Source organism: Streptomyces aurantiacus (assembly GCF_001418335.1).
GTDB lineage: Bacteria > Actinomycetota > Actinomycetes > Streptomycetales > Streptomycetaceae > Streptomyces > Streptomyces aurantiacus.
The window spans coordinates 17074-36110 of record NZ_LIPP01000203.1 but is presented as its reverse complement, the minus strand read 5'-3'; the positions used below and the strand labels follow the sequence as shown (position 1 = coordinate 36110).

General features: G+C 71.1%; 18 protein-coding genes. 9 read left to right on the top strand and 9 right to left on the bottom strand.

The window, feature by feature from the left end; translation table 11 throughout:
• Positions 1-77: 77 nt before the first annotated feature.
• On the top strand, positions 78-974 hold the full coding sequence (locus tag AOK01_RS25465) for an RNA polymerase sigma-70 factor (RefSeq protein WP_055515559.1): 897 nt from the start codon (positions 78-80) through the stop codon (positions 972-974).
• 18 nt (positions 975-992) lie between these two features.
• Here the strand turns inward: AOK01_RS25465 and AOK01_RS25460 are convergent, their stop codons facing one another.
• The 7 genes from AOK01_RS25460 to AOK01_RS25430 all read right to left on the bottom strand — a co-directional run bounded on the left by AOK01_RS25460 (position 993) and on the right by AOK01_RS25430 (position 9163).
• A complete protein-coding gene (locus AOK01_RS25460) occupies positions 993-3074 on the bottom strand; it encodes an iron ABC transporter permease (RefSeq protein WP_055515557.1) in 2082 nt (693 codons plus the stop codon).
• A 67-nt stretch (positions 3075-3141) separates the two neighbouring features.
• Complete coding sequence (locus AOK01_RS25455; RefSeq protein WP_055515556.1) at positions 3142-4131, bottom strand: iron-siderophore ABC transporter substrate-binding protein; 990 nt, start codon at positions 4129-4131, stop codon at positions 3142-3144.
• A complete protein-coding gene (locus AOK01_RS25450; RefSeq protein ID WP_055515554.1) occupies positions 4128-5006 on the bottom strand; it encodes an ABC transporter ATP-binding protein in 879 nt (292 codons plus the stop codon). The genes AOK01_RS25455 and AOK01_RS25450 overlap by 4 nt, the downstream gene beginning before the upstream one ends.
• Before the next feature lie 97 nt (positions 5007-5103).
• Positions 5104-5667 carry an MSMEG_1061 family FMN-dependent PPOX-type flavoprotein gene (locus AOK01_RS25445; protein ID WP_055515552.1) on the bottom strand — a complete coding sequence of 188 codons (564 nt, stop codon included), beginning with the start codon at positions 5665-5667 and terminating at the stop codon, positions 5104-5106.
• A gap of 187 nt (positions 5668-5854) precedes the next feature.
• Complete coding sequence (locus AOK01_RS25440; protein ID WP_281181444.1) at positions 5855-6778, bottom strand: 5-dehydro-4-deoxyglucarate dehydratase; 924 nt, start codon at positions 6776-6778, stop codon at positions 5855-5857.
• A gap of 92 nt (positions 6779-6870) precedes the next feature.
• Positions 6871-7872, bottom strand: coding sequence for a 2-hydroxyacid dehydrogenase (locus AOK01_RS25435; protein WP_063792858.1), 1002 nt, complete (start codon positions 7870-7872; stop codon positions 6871-6873).
• 16 nt (positions 7873-7888) lie between these two features.
• Positions 7889-9163: a glucarate dehydratase family protein gene (locus AOK01_RS25430; RefSeq protein WP_055515547.1), complete on the bottom strand. Its 1275-nt coding sequence runs from the start codon at positions 9161-9163 to the stop codon at positions 7889-7891.
• A gap of 310 nt (positions 9164-9473) precedes the next feature.
• Here AOK01_RS25430 and AOK01_RS25425 point away from each other — a divergent pair, with 310 nt between their 5' ends.
• Genes AOK01_RS25425 through AOK01_RS25400 form a run of 6 tightly spaced genes read left to right on the top strand, consistent with a single transcriptional unit; the run spans position 9474 to position 15856 of the window.
• The gene (locus AOK01_RS25425; protein ID WP_055515545.1) at positions 9474-11063 is read left to right on the top strand and encodes an ABC transporter substrate-binding protein; all 1590 of its coding nucleotides are present in this window, start codon (positions 9474-9476) and stop codon (positions 11061-11063) included.
• Between the two features lies 1 nt (position 11064).
• Positions 11065-11994 (top strand): ABC transporter permease, encoded by a 930-nt coding sequence (locus AOK01_RS25420; RefSeq protein ID WP_055515543.1) that lies wholly within the window; start codon positions 11065-11067, stop codon positions 11992-11994.
• 20 nt (positions 11995-12014) lie between these two features.
• Positions 12015-13025, top strand: a complete 1011-nt coding sequence (locus AOK01_RS25415; protein WP_055515538.1) for an ABC transporter permease — start codon at positions 12015-12017, stop codon at positions 13023-13025.
• Entirely contained in the window at positions 13022-14038 is a 1017-nt protein-coding gene (locus AOK01_RS25410; protein ID WP_079103726.1) for an ABC transporter ATP-binding protein, read from the top strand. The genes AOK01_RS25415 and AOK01_RS25410 overlap by 4 nt, the downstream gene beginning before the upstream one ends.
• Before the next feature lie 7 nt (positions 14039-14045).
• Positions 14046-15143 carry an ABC transporter ATP-binding protein gene (locus AOK01_RS25405; protein WP_079103725.1) on the top strand — a complete coding sequence of 366 codons (1098 nt, stop codon included), beginning with the start codon at positions 14046-14048 and terminating at the stop codon, positions 15141-15143.
• Positions 15140-15856: a sulfite exporter TauE/SafE family protein gene (locus tag AOK01_RS25400; RefSeq protein ID WP_055515578.1), complete on the top strand. Its 717-nt coding sequence runs from the start codon at positions 15140-15142 to the stop codon at positions 15854-15856. The genes AOK01_RS25405 and AOK01_RS25400 overlap by 4 nt, the downstream gene beginning before the upstream one ends.
• A 40-nt stretch (positions 15857-15896) precedes the next feature.
• Here the strand turns inward: AOK01_RS25400 and AOK01_RS25395 are convergent, their stop codons facing one another.
• Both AOK01_RS25395 and AOK01_RS25390 read right to left on the bottom strand, forming a co-directional pair.
• Positions 15897-16871 (bottom strand): aldo/keto reductase, encoded by a 975-nt coding sequence (locus AOK01_RS25395; RefSeq protein ID WP_055515536.1) that lies wholly within the window; start codon positions 16869-16871, stop codon positions 15897-15899.
• 119 nt (positions 16872-16990) lie between these two features.
• A complete protein-coding gene (locus AOK01_RS25390; protein ID WP_055515534.1) occupies positions 16991-17761 on the bottom strand; it encodes an SDR family NAD(P)-dependent oxidoreductase in 771 nt (256 codons plus the stop codon).
• 125 nt (positions 17762-17886) lie between these two features.
• Between AOK01_RS25390 and AOK01_RS25385 the strand changes: the two genes are divergently transcribed.
• Positions 17887-18501 carry a TetR/AcrR family transcriptional regulator gene (locus AOK01_RS25385; protein ID WP_055515533.1) on the top strand — a complete coding sequence of 205 codons (615 nt, stop codon included), beginning with the start codon at positions 17887-17889 and terminating at the stop codon, positions 18499-18501.
• Positions 18502-18668: 167 nt separating this feature from the next.
• A complete protein-coding gene (locus AOK01_RS25380; RefSeq protein ID WP_055515531.1) occupies positions 18669-19028 on the top strand; it encodes a DUF779 domain-containing protein in 360 nt (119 codons plus the stop codon).
• The last annotated feature ends 9 nt before the right edge of the window (positions 19029-19037 follow it).

Sequence of the window (19037 nt, the reverse complement as noted above, 5' to 3'; positions counted from 1 at the left end):
TCGCAACGCGCACACGTTCTTCAGCCCGCGGCAAGTGTTCGGTAGCATGATCGATCTTCGGACCGGAAAGGACACCGATGGACGCCGGGCACGACGTCAGCCCTCTCGACACAGCGACGAAGCAGTTCGTCGCGGCGCGTCCTCGGCTCTTCGGTATCGCCTACCGCATGCTCGGCAGCGCGGTGGAGGCCGAGGACGTGTGTCAGGACACGTGGGTGCGGTGGCAGAACGCCGACCGTACGAACGTCGTCGAGCCGGTCGCCTTCCTCACCACCGTGGCCACGCGTCTCGCGATCAACACGGCCCAGTCGGCCAGGGTGCGGCGCGAGGCGTACGTCGGTCCGTGGCTTCCCGAGCCGATCGACACCGGCGCGGACCCTCAGGTGGGGGCGGAACGTACCGAGGCGGTCGAGATGGCGGTCCTTCTCCTGCTGGAGAAGCTGAATCCGGTGGAGCGGGCCGCCTACGTCCTGCGGGAGGCGTTCGACTACCCCTACCGGGAGCTCGCCGACATCCTGGAGACGAGTGAGGCCAACACCCGCCAGTTGGTGAGCCGGGCGCGCAAGCACCTGGCCACCGAGCGACGGGAGCGGGTCAGCCGGGACGAGCATCAGCGACTGCTGAAGGTGTTCCTCACCGCCGCGCAGACAGGAGACCTCAAGTCGCTTGAGCAGGTTCTCGCAGCGGACGTCGTCAGCTACTCCGACGGCGGAGGAGTACGGGGCGCGTCGCGCATCCCGGTCGTCGGACTCCCCCACGTCTCCCGCTACCTTGTCGCCTTCGCGCCGCGTTTCTGGCCGGAGGCGGACATACGCTGGGTCGAGGCCAACGGCCGCCCGGCCGTGCTCGTCCGGTCCGGTGGGAACGCCGTGGCCCTGCTGACCGTCGACGTGTCGGCGGAGGGCATCGACCGGATCATGTGGGTCATGAACCCGGCCAAGCTGGCGCCCTACATGGCATCACTGGACAACTGAACGCCGAGTACTCCGTACCTACCGTCGGCTGCGTACCAGCAGATACAGGAAGTACGGCGTGCCGATCACCGCTGTCATCAGGCCCGCGCCCAGCTGCGCGGGGGCGATGACCGTGCGGCCGAGGAGGTCGGCCGTGCAGACGAGGGCGGCGCCCAGGAGGACGGCCACCGGCACCACGCGTACGTGCCGTCGGCCCACCAGGGCACGGGCCGCGTGCGGTGCCACGAGGCCCACGAAACCGATGGTGCCGGCCGAGGCGACGGCGGTCGCGCTGAGCAGGACACTCACCACCAGGAAGCCGAGCCTGGCCCGGGAAAGGCGCAGGCCGAGGAGCCGTGGCGTGTCCTCGTCCAGGGAGACGAGGTCCAGTTCGGTGCGGCGGGCGACGGCGACGACAAGGCCCAGCGCGAGCACGAGAGCGACGGGCAGCACGTCCGGCATGGTCCGGCCGTACGTCGAACCGGACAGCCAGGTCAGCGCCTTCGTGGCGTTGAACGGGTCGGTGAGCACGATGAGCAGGCTGATCAGCGCCGCGGTGCCGGCGGCCACGCCGATGCCGACGAGGACCAGCCGGTTCTGCTGGTAACCGCCCCGGGCCGCGAGCCCGAAGACGACGACGGAGGTCGCCGCGGCGCCCGCGAACGCCGCACCCGCGACGCTCCAGGTGCCGGCGACCGGCACGGTGGTGACCAGGAGTACGGCGCCCAGCGCGGCGCCGCCGGACACGCCCAGGACTCCCGGCTCCGCGAGCGGGTTGCGCGTCACGGCCTGCACCAGCGTGCCGGCGAGGGCGAGCGCCGCGCCCGCGCACAGGGCCGCGAACACGCGGGGCATCCTGGTTTCGAGGACGAAGGAAACGGCCTGTCCTGCCCTCCCCTGCGACCAGTTCACGACGTCGCCGAGCAGGAGCGTGCTGTCACCCAGCAGGGCACCGGCGATCGTGACGCCGACGACCACGGCGACGAGTACGACGAGCGTCACCACGAACGCCGTCCGGCTGGGAATGCGCAACCGGTCCGGCGCGTCGGCCCCGGAGGTGTCCCGCAGTCGCAGGGCCATCGCCACCAGGAACACGGCGCCGACCAGACTGGTGACGACACCGGTGGGTACGGCGACCGCCAGGTCCGAGGGCACGAGGGAGCGCAGCAGCACGTCCGACCCGAGGACCAGCCCCGCGCCGACCAGCCCTGCCACGGGCATGACCGTACGGGCGCGGGCGAAGCCCTTGAAGCGGCGGGCGAGCGGGCGTACCAGGGCCGGTGCGCACAGGCCGACGAAGCCGATGGGCCCGGCGAGCGTGACGGCCGTCGCGGACAGCAGCGCGGCCAGGACGACCACCGTCACGCGGGTGGCGCGGACCGGTACGCCCAGACCGCGCGCGGCGTCGTCGCCGAGGGCGAGCGCGTCGACACGACGGGCGGTCAGCAGCAGGCCGACGACCGCGAGCAGGGCGATGGGCAACATCTGCAGGACGCCGTCGAAGCCGTTCTGGCTGATGCTGCCCTGGTTCCACTGGTAGAGGCCCTCGGTCTGCTCGGGGAACAGCAGGAGCAGGCCCTCCGTCACGGAGTTGAGGCCCAGCGCCAGCGCGGTGCCGGCGAGGACCAGTCGTACGGTGCCCGTGCCGAGGCCGGACAGGGCGAGTACGACGGCCGCGGCCAGGAGCCCGCCCGCGAAGGCGACGCCGGAGGAGGCGAGCAGCGGGAGCGAGACGCCGGTGGCGCCGACCAGCCCGAGTGCCAGGTACGAACCGGCGTTCACCGCGAGGGTGTCGGGAGAGGCGAGTACGTTGCGGCTGACGGCCTGGAGCACGGCGCCCGCCACGCCGAGGACGACGCCGACCAGGATGCCAGCGGTCATCCGCGGCAGCCGGGAGGCGATCACGACGGACGCGTCGGCGGTGTCGGCCTGCCCGGTCAGGGCCTTGAACACCTCGGCCGGTCCGACGGAGGCGGTGCCCTGGGTGATGTCGACGACCGCGAGGGCCGCGACCAGGAGGACCAGCCCGGCCGTCACCGCGACCGCGCCCGTCCGGGACGCGGCCGTCGACGGACGGACAGCGGGCGGACGGGTGGCGGGCGGCGTTGCGGTGACGGCCATGGCTCCGTTACTTCGTCTTCCTGTACTTCGTCTTCTTGGTCTGCGTCAGCTGTTCGTTGCGCTTCGGCTACTTCGTCAGCGCGTCGACGAGGGAGTCGATGTACGCCGACATCGACCCGGGGCCGCCGAACATCCAGATGCCGTCGGCCAGTCGGTGCACGTCGCCGGCCTTCACGAACGGCAGGGACTTCCACACGGCGTTCTTCGCCAGCGCGCCGGTGAAGGGGGTGGCGGCCTCGTCCTCGTCGTTGCCTATGTAGGCGAACTGGGTGTCCTTCGGCAGGTCGGTGAGGCCTTCGACGTCGGTGGTCCCGAGGCCGTACGCCGCGTCGCCCTTGACCTTCCAGACGTTCTTCAGGCCGAGCCGCTCGTTGACCGTTCCGATGAGGGAACCGCTGGTGTACGGGCGCACGGAGACCTGGTTCGCGGTGACATAGCCGTCGGCGAACGCGATCTCCGCACCGGCGAGGTCGGCGTCGGCGAGCGCCTTCTTGCCCTCGGCCAGCTTGGCCTCGAAGTTCGCGCGGGCCGTCTTGGCCTTGTCGGTGGTGCCGGTGGCCTTCGCGATCAGGTCGAGGTTCGTCAGTATCTGCCCTATCTGGTCGGAGCCGTCCGCGGACTTCACCTCCAGCACGGGGGCGATCTTGCGCAGCTGCTTCAGGGCCGCGGGCGGCAGGTCGGAGGTGGTCACGACGAGGTCGGGCGAGAGGGCCGCGACGGTGTCCATGCTCGGCTCGCCGCGGGTGCCGATGTCCTTGGGCTCGTTCTTCAGCGGGACGGCGGAGTCCCAGGTCTTGTAGCCCTTGACGTCGGCGGCACCGACCGGGTCGACGCCGAGGGTGACGAGGCTCTCGGTCACGTTCCACTCGGTGGCGACGACCTTGGTGGCCGGGCCGTCGAGCGTGACCTTCTTGCCGGCGCCGTCGGTGAGGGTGATGGCCGCTGAGCTCTTGTCGGCCTGGCCGGTCTTGTCGGCGGCAGGCTCGGTGGTGCCGCACGCGGCGAGGGTGAGCGCTGCGGCGGTGGTGGTGGCCGCGGTGAGCAGGAGGCGTCTCATGAGGTGGTGCCGAGCCTTTCGGTTCGCGTGTGTCGCGTGTGTCGCGTGTGGTGTCGGCCGATCGGGCGGGTGCTCAGTCGGCCGGTCAGAGGGTCGGTGTCGACGTCGATCCGGATGCCGTAGACGGCCGTGAGGCGTTCCGGTGTCAGGACGTCCTCGGGCAGTCCGTCGGCGACGATCCGGCCCGTTTCGAGCAGGGCGATCCGGTCGGCGATGGCCGACGCCTGGTCGAGGTCGTGCAGGACGACTCCGACGGCGATCCCGTGGTCGTCCGCCAAGTCACGGATGAGGTCGAGGAGTTCGATCTGGTACCGCAGGTCGAGATACGTCGTCGGCTCGTCCAGCAGCAGCACGCCGGTCTCCTGGGCGAGGCAGCTGGCGAGCCACACCCGCTGCAACTGCCCGCCGGACAGGTGGTCGGCGCCCCGCTCGGCGAGGTCGGTGACACCTGTCAGCGCCAGCGCCCGGTCGACCGCGGCCGAGGCGTCCGGGTCGGGCCGGCCGAAGCGGCCCCGGTAGGGATAGCGGCCGAACTCGACGACGTCCCGCACGGTCAGTCCGCTGGGCGTGGGGCGGCCCTGGGTCAACAGCGCGACGTGCCGCGAGAACTCACGGGCACTCAGGGCGAGGCCGTCGGTGTCGGCATCGATCCTGAGCGTGGCGTGGCGGGCGCGCTGCAGACGGGCGATCGTTCGCAGGAGCGTCGATTTGCCGCTGCCGTTGGGACCGACCAGCGCGGTCACCTCACCGGGCCGGAGCGCGATCGCGGCGTCGTGCACGACATCGACGCCGTCGTACGACACGGTCACACTTGTGGCCGACAGTTCATGACCGCGCAGACGCGGCGTGTCGGCTGCTTCTTCACCAGATCTCACCTGACGAAGGTTAGCCTAACCTAAATTCATCTTGCCAGGGGTGTCCGCTTGGCAGGGATGTCCGCACACCGGATGGTCCACGCGTCCACGCACCGGATCAGCCGGCCTGCCACGACTCCGGGTCCCACACGCCCGAGCGACGCAGCGACGCCGGGCAGTGCAGATAGATCTCGTCGATCTCCAGGACCAGGGCCAGCGCGGGCCGCTGCCCCTTCAGCGTCATGGCGTCGAAGAACGGGGCGTCGGTGAGGATGCGCGCCCTGCCGTTGACCCGAAGAACCTCTTTGCTGCCGGGAATCAGATACAGCAGGCCGGCGTGCGGGTTGTCCAGGATGTTGTGGAAGCTGTCGCCCCGCCGGTTCCCCGGCCGGTCGGGCAGGGCGAGCGTGCCGGAGTCGATGACGTACGTGAAGCCCGGGGTGTCGCCGCGCGGCGAGACGTCGCAGTTGCCGTGCGAGTCGGAGGTGGCCAGCAGACAGAACGGCGAGCGGGCGACGATGTCCCGGTCCTGGTCGGAGAGCCGGTCGTGCACCTTCTCGATCACGATGGGCCACGGCTCACCCAGCAGCTCGCGCAGCTGGGCGCTCGACCCCAGCTCGACCCAGCCCTCCCCGGTCACGGCGTCCGGCCCTTGTGCGGCGGTGTCGATCGTGTGCGGCAAGGCCGACTCCAAACATGCGTACGTCCGGCACTTGCGTGCGTCCGGCGAGTAGGTGCATGCAGAACATTAACCGACATTAGGCATGCCTTACCTGATGGTCCGGACGTGCGAGCGGTTCTCGCGCGGACCCCCACCGGGGTCCGCGGGGTCCGCGGGGTCCGCGGGGTCCGCGGGGTCCGCGCAGGGATCAGGAGGCGAGCACGGCGCGCCCCTCCGCGATGATGGCCGCCAGTTCCTCGACCTCCTCCGCGCGGAGGGACGTCAGCGGCGGGCGGACCGGCCCCGCCTTGCTCCCCTCCAGCGTCACCCCGGCCTTCACCAGGGCCACCGCGTATCCGGGGACCCGCTTGCGCAGCCTGACCAAGGGGTGGAAGAAGGCCCGCTGCAACGCGTCGATCCGCCGGTGGTCGTCCTCCTCCACCGCGCGGTGGAAGGCGAGGGATATGTCGGGCGCGAAGGCGAACGCGGCCGAGGAGTACAGCTTCACGCCCAGGGCGCGGTAAGCCAGTTGGCTCGTCTCCGCGGTGGGCATGCCGTTGAAGAACTGGAAGTCCTTGCCGGACGCGCTCAGCGACTCGCGCACGGCGGGAATGATCCGGGCCACGAGATCGAGGTCGCCGGTACCGTCCTTGAAGCCTGCCACCGTGGGCAGTTGGACCACTTCCGCCGCCGAGTGCTCGTCGAAGCGTGCGTTCGCCCGGTTGTAGACGATCACCGGCAGGGAGGTCTCCCGGGCGACGGCGCGGGTGTACGCGACCAGCCCCTCGGCGGGCGACTCGACGAGGTAGGGGGGCATGAGCAGCAGGCCGTCCGCGCCGGCCTCGGCCGCGGCCCGGGCGAAGCGCCGGGCCAGTCCGAGCGCGCCGCCGGCCCCGGCGTACACCGGGACCCGTCCGGCCACCGCGGCGACGGCGGTCCGTACCACCGCGGTGAACTCCTCGACGTCCAGGGCGTGGAACTCACCGGTGCCGCAGGCGACGAACACGCCGCCGGGGCCGGCGTCGGTCCCCGCCGCGACGTGCTGGTGCAGGACGGTCAGGTCCACCTCGCCGATGTCGGTGAAGGGCGTGACGGGGAAAAAGAGGACGCCTTCGAGCATGGGGGTCTCCAACTCCTGGAACAGCGGGGCAACTTGGCAGCGTGGCGGGTGAGGCGAGTGGGACGGCTCCGGGGCGGCCCGGAGAACGTGGCCCGGATGCCGAGTCAGGGTGTCGTGGACGCGCCCGCGCGCACCACGTTGACGAGCGGTCGCCCCTGCTCCAGGCGGTTGATGTTGTCGGCGATCTCCGCCGCGCGGGCGGCGAAGGTGTCGGTGGTGTGGCCCGAGTGGTGCGGGGTCATCAGCACATTGGGCAGGCGGTGGAACGGCAGCCGGCTAGGCGCCTGTGGCGGCCCCGACCACCACACGTCGAGCGCGGCGCCGGCGATGGCACCGGAGGCGAGCGCCTCGTAGAGCGCCTCCTCCTGGACGACCGGCCCGCGGGCCACGTTGACCAGCAGGGTTCCCGGTCCCATGGCCGCCAGCTCGGTGGGGCCGATCAGCCCGCGAGTGGCGGGGCCGAGGGGCACCGTGACCACCACGACGTCGGACTCGGCCAGCAGCTCCGGCAGCCGGTCGTTGCCGCCGATCCAGTCGGTCCGCAGGTCGTCCGGGACCGGGGCCGAGGGGTCGCGCCGCACGGCACGTATCCGCAGACCCACCGCCTGGCAGAGGCGGGCGACCTCGGTGCCGGTCTCGCCGAAACCGATGATGCCCACCCGGCGGCCCGCCAGCGTCGTACCGAACGGCAGCTCCGGGTCGACGGCCACGTTGCGCCAGCGTCCGGCCCGCAGTGCTCGGTCGGCGCCCAGGACGTCGCGGGACAGCATCATGACGGACATGAGCACGTGCTCGGCGATGGAACGGCCGTGGTGGTGCGTGGTCGTGACCGACACCTCCGGGCGGAGCGCGTCCAGCGGGATGCCGTCGTATCCGGCGCCGACGACATGGACGAGCCGGAGCCGTTCGGCGCGTCGGGCGTCCTCGGCGCGCAGCTGGGTACCGACGAACACCTCGACGTCGGTGATGGCTTCGGTGATCTGCGCCGGAGTCCAGTCGAAGGACTCCAGCCAGGTGTGCCGAGCCTGGTGTTCGCCCTCGTGTCTGCCTTCCGCGCGAGCCTTCAGGGGTTCGTGGAAACGGCTCAGGATGCGGTGGTTGAGCATGATGTGCACGGTCTGGTCACCACCGGGGGGTCTTGGTCGGGAAAGAGGGGTCGACGCGGCGCATGTAGCCGGTGTCGTCGCGGTCTCGCAGCCCGCAGTCGAGGTACTGCCGGTGGAGCCGGGCGAGCGCGTCCCTGTCCAGTTCCACTCCCAGACCGGGAGCCGTCGGGACGGTGACGCGGCCCTCGCTGAACCGCAGCACCTCGGTGTCGACGACGTCCTCGTCCGGCTGCTTCCAGGGGGTGTGCGTGTCGCAGGCGTAGGTGAGGCGCGGGGTGGCCGCCGCCAGGTGCGTCATCGCCGCGAGGCTGATGCCCAGATGCGAGTTGGAGTGCATCGACAGGCCGAGACCGAAGGTGTCGCAGATCGCGGAGAGCTGTCCGCACCGCCGCAGGCCGCCCCAGAAGTGGTGGTCGGACAGGACGATGCCCACGGACCCGCGGGCCACGGCCGGGGCGAGGTCGCCGAAGGAGACCACGCACATGTTGGTCGCCAGGGGTGTCGGGGTCCCCGCGGCCACGGCCGCCATGCCGTCGAGGCCCTCGGTCGGGTCCTCCAGGTACTGCAGGACTCCGTCCAGTTCGCGGGCGACGCGCAGCGACGTCTCCGTGCTCCAGGCGGCGTTGGGGTCGAGGCGCAGAGGCACGTCGGGGAAGGCCTGGCGCAGGGCCCTGACCGCCGCGACCTCCTCGTCCGGCGGGAAGACACCGCCCTTGAGCTTGATGGAGGAGAAGCCGTACGTGTCGATCATGCGGCGGGCCTGGTCGACGAGGCCCGCCGGGTCGAGGGCGGCGCCCCAGTCGTCGTCCCGCTGCCCGGGGTGTCCGGCCCACTTGTAGAAGAGGTAGGCGCTGTAGGGGACGGAGGGGCGTACGGCTCCGCCCAGCAGGTCGCTGACCGGCCTGCCGATCAGCTTGCCCTGGATGTCCAGGCAGGCGACGTCGAACGGCGACATGACCCGGTCCACGGCGCTGCTGCCGGTGACCATCCCGGACATGCCGTCGCCGCCGGAGGTGTCCTGGCCCAGCACACGTGTGATGCGCGCGACCAGGTCGTTGAGGCTCCAGACGTCCAGGCCTGTCAGTTCCTCGGCGGCTCGGCGCAGCCGGTCCAGGTGGACGGTGCCACCGTAGGTCTCACCGATACCGGTGACACCGGACTCCGTGGTGATCTCGACGATCGTGCGCAGCGCGTAGGGCTCGTGCACCCCGACCGTGTTGAGCAGCGGGGGGTCCCGGAAGGCCACGGGGGTCACGGTGACGTCGGCGATGCGTGCTGCGTTCCCTGCCATGCAAGCCCTCCCCAGTCGTGCTCAGCCATTCTCAGTCATCCTCATATGTAGTTCGCGTTCTCATTTGTAGACAGCTGGCCATGGGGCTGTCAATGGCCCGAGGAAGCTCCTGTCGTCGAAGTGGCGACGGGCCCGTGAAGATCCGTCGTCGCACATGTCTTGACGCTGCCATGGCGCCGGTTTAGCTTCGGCGTTCACGGATGCGGACCGAGTGCGCAGTTGTAGACAGCTTCTGGAGGTTGGCCCCTACTCGGAACATGACACATCAGCACCTCAGCACTCCCCAGCACCCCCCGGAGATACGCCGACGATGAAGTCCTCCGTTTCCTCCCCTCCGCCCGCACGACGGCGGCCCCGCCCGACGACCGCCCTGCTGCTGGCCTGCACGGTGCTGGTGTCCAGCGGCTGCGCCGTGGCCAACAGCGCCGGCGGCGACGCCGGCCAGGCCGACGGCCGCACCCTGCGCGTGGTGCTCACCCAGGAACCCTCGACGCTGGAACCCTGCGAAGCCTCACTGACCGGTACCGGCGTCGTCGTCCGGTCCAACATCACCGAGCCGCTCGTCGAACGCGATCCCGACTCCGGCGACCTGCGCCCGCTGCTCGCGACCGGCTGGACACAGACCGGGCCCCGCACCTGGAGCTTCGACACCCGCAGCGGGGTGACCTTCCAGAACGGTGAACCGTTCACCGCCGAGGACGCCGCCTTCTCGATCGACCGGGCGGTCAACTCCGACCTCGCCTGCAACGTCGAGGGCTATGTCTTCGGCGACGACGACCTGAAGGTGAAGGCGGTCGACGACAACCGGCTGACCGTCACCACCGCGAAGCCCGACCCCATCCTCCCGCTGCGCCTGAGCTTCGTGGAGATCGTGCCACGGACCACCGACACCAAGGCCAAGGTCCGCGTCCCGGTCGGCACCGGCCCCTACGCCGTACGCTCCTGGCAGACCGGAACCGCCATCTCCCTCAGCCGCTACGACGACTACTGGGGCAAGGCTCCCGCCTTCCCCAGGGCCCGCTACGTCTGGCGCAGCGACGCCAGTGTCCGGGCCGCCATGATCGACAAGGGTGAGGCGGAGATCGCCGTCGCGCTCGACTCGATGGAGGCGGAGAAGGACACCACCGCCGCCTATCCCAACAACGAGACGACCGCACTGCGGCTTGACGGCCGCGAGGCGCCGCTCGACGACCTGCGGGTGCGCCGGGCGATCGACCTGGGCGTCGACCGGCAGGGCATCATCGACGCCCTGCTCGGCGGGCTGGCCGAACCGGCGGGGCAGCTCGTGCCGCCCGGGGTGGTCGGACACAACGACGCGATCGAGCCGACTTCGCAGAACGTGGCCGAGGCCCGGTCCCTGGTGAAGGAGGCGAAGGCCGACGGCGTGCCCACCGGACGCACCATCACCCTGGTCGCCCGCAACGGCATGTTCTCCGGGGTGTCGGAGACCGCGGAGGCGTTGCAGTACCAGATGGAGCAGATCGGGCTGAGCGTACGGGTGCGCATGGCCGACACCGCCACCCAGCTCCAGTACCAGCTGAGGCCGCTGCCGAAGAACGTCGGGCCCATCGCCCTGCTGATCATGCACGGCAACCAGGCCGGTGACGCGGCCTTCACCACCAGCCAGTACCTGCTCAGCGACGGACCCCAGTCCGCCTTCGGCACGAAGGACCTCGACCGGCGCATCGCCGGCGCGGGCCTGCTGTCCGGCGAGAAGCGCCAGAAGGCGTTCGCCGACCTGCTCGCCCGCCAGAACGAGACCGTCGTCCAGTACACCCACATCGCCCACATGACCGGACTGCTCGGCCTGTCACCGTCGATCCGGTACGAGCCGAACTCCGCCACCGGCGACGAACTGCGGCTGGCCGAGGTCGGCCCCGCCGAGGGGGCGAAGCACTGACATGTTCCCCTTCCTGCGCAAACGCATGATCTCCAGCGCCATCCCGCTGTTCTGTGTGGTGCTGGGCGTCTTCTTCCTGGCCCGCATGACCGGCAACCCGGTCGACCTCTACCTCCCGCTGAGCGCCACCGCCGAGCAGCGCGCGGAGTTCTCCGCCGCCCAGGGCTTCGACCTGTCGATCCCCGCCCAGCTGTGGAACTACCTCGTCGACGCCGCGCACCTAGACTTCGGCACCTCGCTGCGCACCGGGCAGCCGGCGACCGAGATGGTGCTCGACGCCTTCCCGGTCACGCTGCAGCTGGCCGGCATGACCATGCTGCTCGCGATCACCGGAGCGGTGGTGGTCGGCAGCCTGGCCGCCTACCGCCCCAACTCGCCGGTCGACCGGATCGCCAGCCTGCTGTCGATGACGGCCGCCAGCATTCCCGACTTCTGGTTCGCCATCATGGGCGTACTCGTCTTCGGTGTGAGTCTCGGGTGGCTGCCGACCTCCGGCACCCTCGGCGGACCCGAGATCTGGGTACTGCCCATCGCCACCCTGCTGATCCGCCCCTTCGGAGTGCTGGTCCAGGTGGTGCGCGGCAGCATGGTCACCGCGCTCTCCGCCCCCTATGTCAAGATCGCCCGCAGCAAGGGCGCCACGCCCCAGCGGGTGATCTTCGGCCACGCCCTGCGCAACGCGGTGACCCCGGTCCTGACCGTGGCGGGTGACCTCGCGGTGGGCCTGGTCAACGGCGCGGTGATCGTCGAGACGATCTTCGGCTGGCCCGGCATCGGCAAACTCATGATCGACTCCATCCTCCAGCGCGACTTCGCGGTCCTCCAGGCAGCCGTGCTCCTGACCGCGGTGACGATCTTCGCGCTCAACATCCTGGTCGACGTCTGCCACGCGCTGGCCGACCCCCGGGTACGACAGGCGGTGCCGGCGTGAGCGAAGGAAACGGAAGCACCATGAGCCGAGAAGATCCCACCACCGCGGACGACACGGACGACACCGGACCCGGGGCCGACCGACCCACGGCCGATCGCCCCCCGGCCGCCCGGGCCACTCCCCACCGGGCGAGCTGGTGGCGGATGCTGGGCCGCGACCGCGCGGCGTCCGTCGCAGCCGTCGTCCTCACCCTGGTCACCCTCGTGGCGCTCTTCGGCCGGCTCGTCATCGGCGACCGCGCGCAGCGGCAGGACCTGGACGCCTCCCTGCGGCCACCGTCCGTGGGCGACGGGGTGTACGGGCTGCTCGGCACCGACGTCCTGGGACGCAGCGTGCTGGCCCGGCTGGTCGACGCCGCCGCGACGACCCTGTCCGTGGCCGTCCCTGCCGTGCTGTGCTCGCTGGTGATCGGCGCGGCACTCGGTCTGTGGGCCGGTTACCACGGGGGCCGCCGCGAGAGCGTCGCCCTGCGCGTCGCCGACGTGATCCTCAGCTTCCCCTCGCTGCTGATCGCGGTGGTCGTGCTGTACGTGTTCTCGCCGAGCGCGCTGAACATCGTGCTGATCCTCGCCGTGGCCCGTATACCGGTGTATCTGCGCACCGCGCGGGCGGAGGCGGCCGAACTGCGCAGCCGCCTGTTCGTGGACGCGGCCCGCACCTTCGGCACCCCGAGCCGGGACATCATCCGCCGGCACATCCTGCCGATCGCCCTGCCGACGCTGCTGACGGTCGCCACCCTCGACTTCTGCTTCGTCATGCTCACCGAGTCGTCGCTCAGTTTCCTCGGCATCGGCATCCAGCCCCCGGACGTCAGCTGGGGCCTGATGGTCGCCCAGGGCCGGCAGTACCTCCAGAGCGCCTGGTGGATCACCGTGCTCCCGGGGCTCGCCATCGTGTTCACGACGGTGTCCGCCACGGTGCTCGCCGCCTGGGCCCGCATCGCCACCGACCCCGCCCAGCGCTGGCGACTGACGCTGCCCACGAAGCGCCGCGGTGCCTCCGCCGCCGTACCCCCGGAGCTGATCCCGTGACGACGAACACCGCCGTGCCCTCGCCGCCCGCCGCCGACGCGCCCGCCCTGGACGTCGAAGGGCTCTGTGTCGACCTGAGCACACCCGCCGGGCGGGTACGCGCCGTCGACGGCGTCAGCTTCAGCGTCCGCCGGGGCCGTACCCTCGCCCTGCTCGGCGAGTCGGGCTGCGGCAAGTCGATGACCGCGCTGTCGGTCGTGGGGCTGCTGGACCCCGCCGCCGACGTGACCGGCGGCGCCGTCCGGGTCAGGGGTGACGACACCCTGAAGATGAGCCCGGCACAGCGCCGCAGACTCGCCGGGCCCGTGCTGTCGATCGTGTTCCAGGACGCCCTGACCGCTCTCAACCCGGTACAGCCGGTCGGCCGGCAGATCGGCGAGCCGTTCCGCATCCACCGCGGGCTCTCCCGACGCCAGGCACACGAGAAGGCGATCGAGCTGATGACCCGGGTGGGCATCCCCGAGCCGCGGCAGCGGGCCCGTTCCTACCCGCACCAGTTCTCCGGCGGCATGCGGCAGCGGCTGCTGATCGCGATGGCCGTGGCCCTCGACCCCGACGTCCTCATCGCCGACGAACCCACCACCGCTCTGGACGTGACCGTGCAGGCGCAGATCATGCGACTGCTGCGGGACCTCCAGGACGAGCGGGAGATGGCCCTCGTCCTGATCACGCACGACCTGGCCGTGGTCGCCCAGCGCGCGGACGACGTGGTCGTCATGTACGCGGGCACGGTCGTCGAGAACGGGCCGGTGCGCGACGTGTTCGCCGACCCCCGCCACCCCTACACCCGGGGACTGCTCGACTCGGTTCCGGAACACGCCGTACGCGGACGCCCGCTGCCCGCCGTGCCCGGCAGCCCGCCCGAACTGAGCGCGGTGCCGACCGGCTGCGTCTTCCAGGACCGCTGCCCGCTGGTGCGCGAGCGCTGCGTCCAGGAGCGGCCGACCCTGCGCACGTCGGGCGACGGACGCTCGGCCGCCTGCCATTTCTCCGAGGAGCTCGCCCGTGCCTGAGAGCCGCATGCCTGAGAACGGCACGCCTGAGAGCCGCGCCACCGCCACCCCCACTCGTGCTGCCACCGCCGCCGACGGAGCGGAGGAGTCCGGGCCCCTGCTGGAGGTCCGCGGCGTCACCAAGACCTTCGGCCACGGCCGCCGCCGGCTGACCGCCCTTGACGGGGTGGACATACGGCTCGGCCGGGGCGAGACCCTCGGGCTCGTCGGCGAGTCGGGCTGCGGCAAGTCCACCCTCGCCCGGGTGCTGCTCGGCCTGGAGCGTCCGGACGCCGGCACCGTACGGTTCGACGGCACCGACCCCTTCGCCCTGCGCGGCAAGGACCTGCTGGCCTGGCGCCGCCGTGTCCAGATGGTCTTCCAGGACCCCTTCGCCTCGCTCAACGCACGCATGTCGGCCGCCGACCTGATCGGTGAGCCCTGGCGCACCCACCGGGACGTCGTACCCGGCGCGAAGGCCCAGGACAAGCGCGTCCGGGAACTGCTGTCCCTGGTCGGGCTGCGCGACAGCGACGCCCACCGCTACCCCAACGAGTTCTCCGGCGGACAGCGCCAGCGCATCGGCATCGCCCGCGCGCTGGCCCTGGACCCCGACCTCATCGTCTGCGACGAGCCGGTCTCCGCCCTTGACCTGTCGGTACAGGCCCAGGTCCTGAACGTCCTGTCGGAGCTTCGCGAACGCCTCGGTGTCGCCTACGTGTTCATCTCCCACGACCTGTCCGTGGTGCGGTACATCGCCGACCGGGTGACCGTGATGTACCTGGGCAAGGTCATCGAGCACGGCGAGACCGAGGACGTGTTCGACCACCCGCGGCACCCCTACACCGCGGCGTTGATGTCGGCCGCGCCGGTCCTGGACGCCTCCCACGCCACCGGCGACCGGGAGATCCTCCTCCAGGGAGAGGTCCCCTCGCCCTTCGACATCCCGTCCGGCTGCCGCTTCCGTACCCGGTGCCCGCGTGCCGAGGACCTGTGCGCAACCGAGGCGCCGCCACTGGTCGCGCGGGAGACGCGGGACGCGGACGACTCCCACGCGTCCTCCCAGGCGTACTCCCACACGGCGCTGTGCCACTTCCCGCTGGAGGCGGAGTCCGCGTGGGCATGAGCGGGGTGGAGTTCGCCCTGCTCTCCCTCACCGTGGGCGTCGGCGCGCTGCTGCAGGTGTCCATCGGCTTCGGCCTCGGCATGATCGCGGCGCCGGTCTTCGCCCTCGTCGACCCGTCCCTGGCGCCGACGGTGGTCCTGCTGCTCGCCACCGGTGTGACGGCGATGGTCGTGGCGCGCGAACGGCACGGAGCGGACCTGCGCGGCTGCGGCTGGGCGCTCGCCGGACGGGTGCCGGGAGTACTGGCGGGCGCGCTGCTCGTGGCCCTGCTGCCCGCCCGGTACCTCACGCTGTTCATCGCCGCGGTGGTGCTCGCCGGAGTCGCGCTGAGCATCGCCGGCTACGTACCCCGGGAGCGACGTTCCTCGGTGCTGCTGGCCGGGATGGCGTCGGGGCTCATGGGCACCGCGACGTCCATCGGCGGCCCTCCCATGGCCATGGTGTGGCAGCGGCTGAGCGGAGCACGGCTGCGCGCCACGATGAGCACCTTCTTCCTCGTCGGCTCACTGATGAGCCTGGCCGCGCTGACGATGGCCGGTGCCGTCGGCGCGCACTCCCTGCGGCGCACCGCGCTGCTCGCCCCCGCCGCCCTGGCCGGCGTCCTGCTCGCCCGTCCGCTCGGCCGGCACCTGGACGTACGGCGCACCAGGACCGCGGCCATGGCGGTGGCGGTCGCCGGCGCGGCGGTCCTGGTGGGACAGCAGGTCGTCTGAGCGGCGCCCGTGCCGCGCCGCGCGGGGAAGGGAGCAGGCTTCACCGCTCCATGATGCGCATGCCGGACTCGTTGTGGGTGTCTCCGGCGGCCGGGGGGAGGCCGGTGAGCTGCGCGAGCTGTTCGTCGGTGAGGTGGACGGCGTCGGCGGCGGTGTTCTCCTCGACGCGGGCCACCCGCTTGGTGCCGGGGATGGGCGCGATGTCGTCGCCCTGGGCCAGCAGCCACGCGAGGGCGACCTGGGCCGGGGTCGCGCCGACCTGCGCGGCGACGGCGGCGACCTCGCCGGCCAGGTGAAGGTTGTGCTGGAAGTTCTCCTCGGTGAACCGGGGGTTGTCGGCGCGGAAGTCGGTGGCGTCGAACTGGTCGGTGGAACGGATCGTGCCGGTCAGGAAGCCGCGTCCGAGAGGTGAGAAGGGCACGAAGCCGATGTTCAGCTCGCGCAGCACGGGCAGTACGCGGGCCTCGGGGTCGCGGGTGAACAGCGAGTACTCGGACTGGACGGCGGTGACCGGGTGGACGGCGTGGGCGCGACGGATCGTGTCGGGACCCGCCTCGGAAAGGCCGATGTACCGGATCTTGCCCTCGGTGACCAGCTCGGCCAGGCACCCGACGGTGTCCTCGATCGCGGTTCCGGGGTCGACGCGGTGCTGGTAGTACAGGTCGATGCGGTCGGTGCCCAGGCGCCTGAGGGAGCCTTCGACAGCGAGGCGGATGCCGGCCGGGCTGCTGTCCGTGGGGCCCTGCCGGCCGGTGTGAGAGATCAGGCCGAACTTGGTCGCCAGCACGACCTGGTCCCGGCGGCCCTTCAGTGCGCGGCCGACGAGCTCCTCGTTGGTGTAGGGGCCGTAGACCTCGGCGGTGTCGACGAAGGTCACGCCCAGTTCCAGGGCGCGGTGAATGGTGCGGACGGACTCCGCGTCGTCGGATCCGGCGCCGGTGTAGCCGTGGGACATACCCATCGCGCCCAGCCCGATACGGGAAACGTCCAGGTCACGCAGTGTGATGTGCTTCATCGCTTCTTCTCTCCTCATGTGCCCGACGATGCGCTGAGGGTCATTCTCCGCCTGGCCGGCTCGCTCCTGGTGAGCGGCTCGCTCCGGGTGGCCGGCAGCGGGTGTCCCGCACCATGGGCCTACGCGGCGATGACGGCGACCGCTGTCCTGCCCCCGTCGACGTCCACCACGGTGCCGTGCACGAAACTCGCTTCTTCACCGGCCAGCCAGACCACGGCATGCGCGATGGCGTCCGCCGTGCCGACGCCACCGGCCGGGGTGCCCTTCATCATGATCTCGCCCGGATGGGGCTCGCCGCCTTCCGGCGTCGGGGGCAGGATCACGCCCGGCGACACGGCGTTCACCCGTACCCCCATCGGGCCGAACTCCGCGGCCCAGGCCCGGGTGAGTGTCTCCATGGCTCCCTTGGTGGAGCTGTAGAGCGCCCCGAGGGGAACACCCAGACGCGCGATCCACGAGCCGAGGTTGATGATCACCCCGCCGCCGGATTCCGCCATGCCCGGCGCGACGGCGGCGGTGAGGAAGAACGGTGCCTTCACGTTCACCCCGTAGACCTCGTCGAACGTCTTCTCGTCGGTGTCGACCGTGCCGGGGGCCGGGTAGACGCCGGCGTTGTTCACCAGGATGTCGATCCGTCCGCCCAGGGTTTCACGGGCCCGGTCCGCCAGGACCCGGGAAGCCTCCGCGCTGCCGTCGAGGTCCGCCACCAGGAGATCGGCCCGGCCGCCGGACGCGCGGATCCCTTCGACGACCTGTGCGCCCCGTTCCTGATTGCGCCCGGACACGATGACGTGGGCGCCCTCGGCGGCGAACGCCTCGGCGATCGCCTGTCCGATATTGCTGGTCGAGCCCGTGACCAGCGCCGTCTTGTTCCGCAGCCGTTCGCTCATGACGCGATCTCCCTTGTCTTCGCCGTGTGCTGACCACTGTGCGCCGCAGAAAATGGACCAGCAAGTCCAGAACGGAGGTACAGTGAGGTGCCAGGAACACAGGAGGCCGGGACCAAGGAGGCCGGATGCCGGACGCGGCGACCGTGAAGGGCCGGGCCACCCGGGCCCGCATCATCGGCGGGGCGGCCGAGGTACTGCGCGAGCAGGGCGTCGCCTTCACGACGCTCGACGACATCCGCGGCCGGACCGGCACGAGCAAGAGCCAGCTCTTCCACTACTTCCCCGCCGGCAAGGACGAGCTGCTGCTGGCGGTGGCCCGGTTCGAAGCCGACCGCGTCCTGGAGGACCAGCAGCCGCACCTGGGCCGGCTGGACTCGTGGGAGTCCTGGCAGCAGTGGCGCGACGTGGTGGTGGAACGCTATGAGCGCCAGGGCGACCACTGCCCGTTGGCCGCGCTGTTCCTCCAGGTGGGGCGGTCCCATCCCGGTGCACGGGCGATCGTGAGCGAGCTGATGCGCCAATGGCAGCAGCAACTCGCCCGCGGCATGCGCGCCCTCCGGTCGAACGGCCTGGTGTCACCGGCCCTCGACGTGGACCGGGCGGCGGCCGCGCTGCTGGCGGGCATCCAGGGAGGCGTCACCATCATGATGTCCACGGGCGACTCGACCCACCTCAAAGCCGCGCTCGACACCGGGATCGAGCATCTGCGCGCGTCGGCGGGCGAGCCGACGGCGACCTGAGTCCACGACGTACACGACATTAACGACATCCATTGGCGAACGGACGAACCGGCTGCCTGACTCCAGGACGTCCGCAGGGCCTGACGCGTGGGCTTCGGCTCGGTAGGGTCCGCGGCAGTGGCCATGACCCGACCCGGTACGCCCGAAGCGATGAGGAGTGATGCACCGTGCCCCCATCCGCCCCACGCGTGGAGCTGACACCAGCCGCGACCGAGCTGCTGCGCAAGCTGCGGGCCCTGCACGGCCCGCTGATGTTCCATCAGTCCGGCGGCTGCTGCGACGGCAGCGCGCCCATGTGTTACCCGGAGGGCGAGTTCAGGACCGGCGACTCGGACGTGCTGCTCGCCTCACTGGCCGTCGAGGGCGTCGAGGAACCGGTCACGTTCTGGATGTCACGGAGCCAGTTCGAGGCGTGGAGCCACACCCGGCTGATCGTGGACGTGGTGGCGGGCAGGGGCAGCGGCTTCTCCCTGGAGGCACCCGAAGGGGTACGTTTCCTGACCCGTTCGCGTCTCGTCGGCACGTAGTCGCCGTCA

Excerpts from the sequence above, each read along its gene's own strand:
- AOK01_RS25465 (WP_055515559.1), top strand. The coding sequence starts at position 78 with ATGGACGCCGGGCACGACGTCAGCCCTCTCGACACAGCGACGAAGCAG.
- AOK01_RS25460 (WP_055515557.1), bottom strand. The coding sequence starts at position 3,074 with ATGGCCGTCACCGCAACGCCGCCCGCCACCCGTCCGCCCGCTGTCCGT.
- AOK01_RS25455 (WP_055515556.1), bottom strand. The coding sequence starts at position 4,131 with ATGAGACGCCTCCTGCTCACCGCGGCCACCACCACCGCCGCAGCGCTC.
- AOK01_RS25435 (WP_063792858.1), bottom strand. The coding sequence starts at position 7,872 with ATGCTCAACCACCGCATCCTGAGCCGTTTCCACGAACCCCTGAAGGCT.
- AOK01_RS25430 (WP_055515547.1), bottom strand. The coding sequence starts at position 9,163 with ATGGCAGGGAACGCAGCACGCATCGCCGACGTCACCGTGACCCCCGTG.
- AOK01_RS25425 (WP_055515545.1), top strand. The coding sequence starts at position 9,474 with ATGAAGTCCTCCGTTTCCTCCCCTCCGCCCGCACGACGGCGGCCCCGC.
- AOK01_RS25420 (WP_055515543.1), top strand. The coding sequence starts at position 11,065 with ATGTTCCCCTTCCTGCGCAAACGCATGATCTCCAGCGCCATCCCGCTG.
- AOK01_RS25415 (WP_055515538.1), top strand. The coding sequence starts at position 12,015 with ATGAGCCGAGAAGATCCCACCACCGCGGACGACACGGACGACACCGGA.
- AOK01_RS25405 (WP_079103725.1), top strand. The coding sequence starts at position 14,046 with ATGCCTGAGAACGGCACGCCTGAGAGCCGCGCCACCGCCACCCCCACT.
- AOK01_RS25400 (WP_055515578.1), top strand. The coding sequence starts at position 15,140 with ATGAGCGGGGTGGAGTTCGCCCTGCTCTCCCTCACCGTGGGCGTCGGC.
- AOK01_RS25395 (WP_055515536.1), bottom strand. The coding sequence starts at position 16,871 with ATGAAGCACATCACACTGCGTGACCTGGACGTTTCCCGTATCGGGCTG.
- AOK01_RS25390 (WP_055515534.1), bottom strand. The coding sequence starts at position 17,761 with ATGAGCGAACGGCTGCGGAACAAGACGGCGCTGGTCACGGGCTCGACC.
- AOK01_RS25385 (WP_055515533.1), top strand. The coding sequence starts at position 17,887 with ATGCCGGACGCGGCGACCGTGAAGGGCCGGGCCACCCGGGCCCGCATC.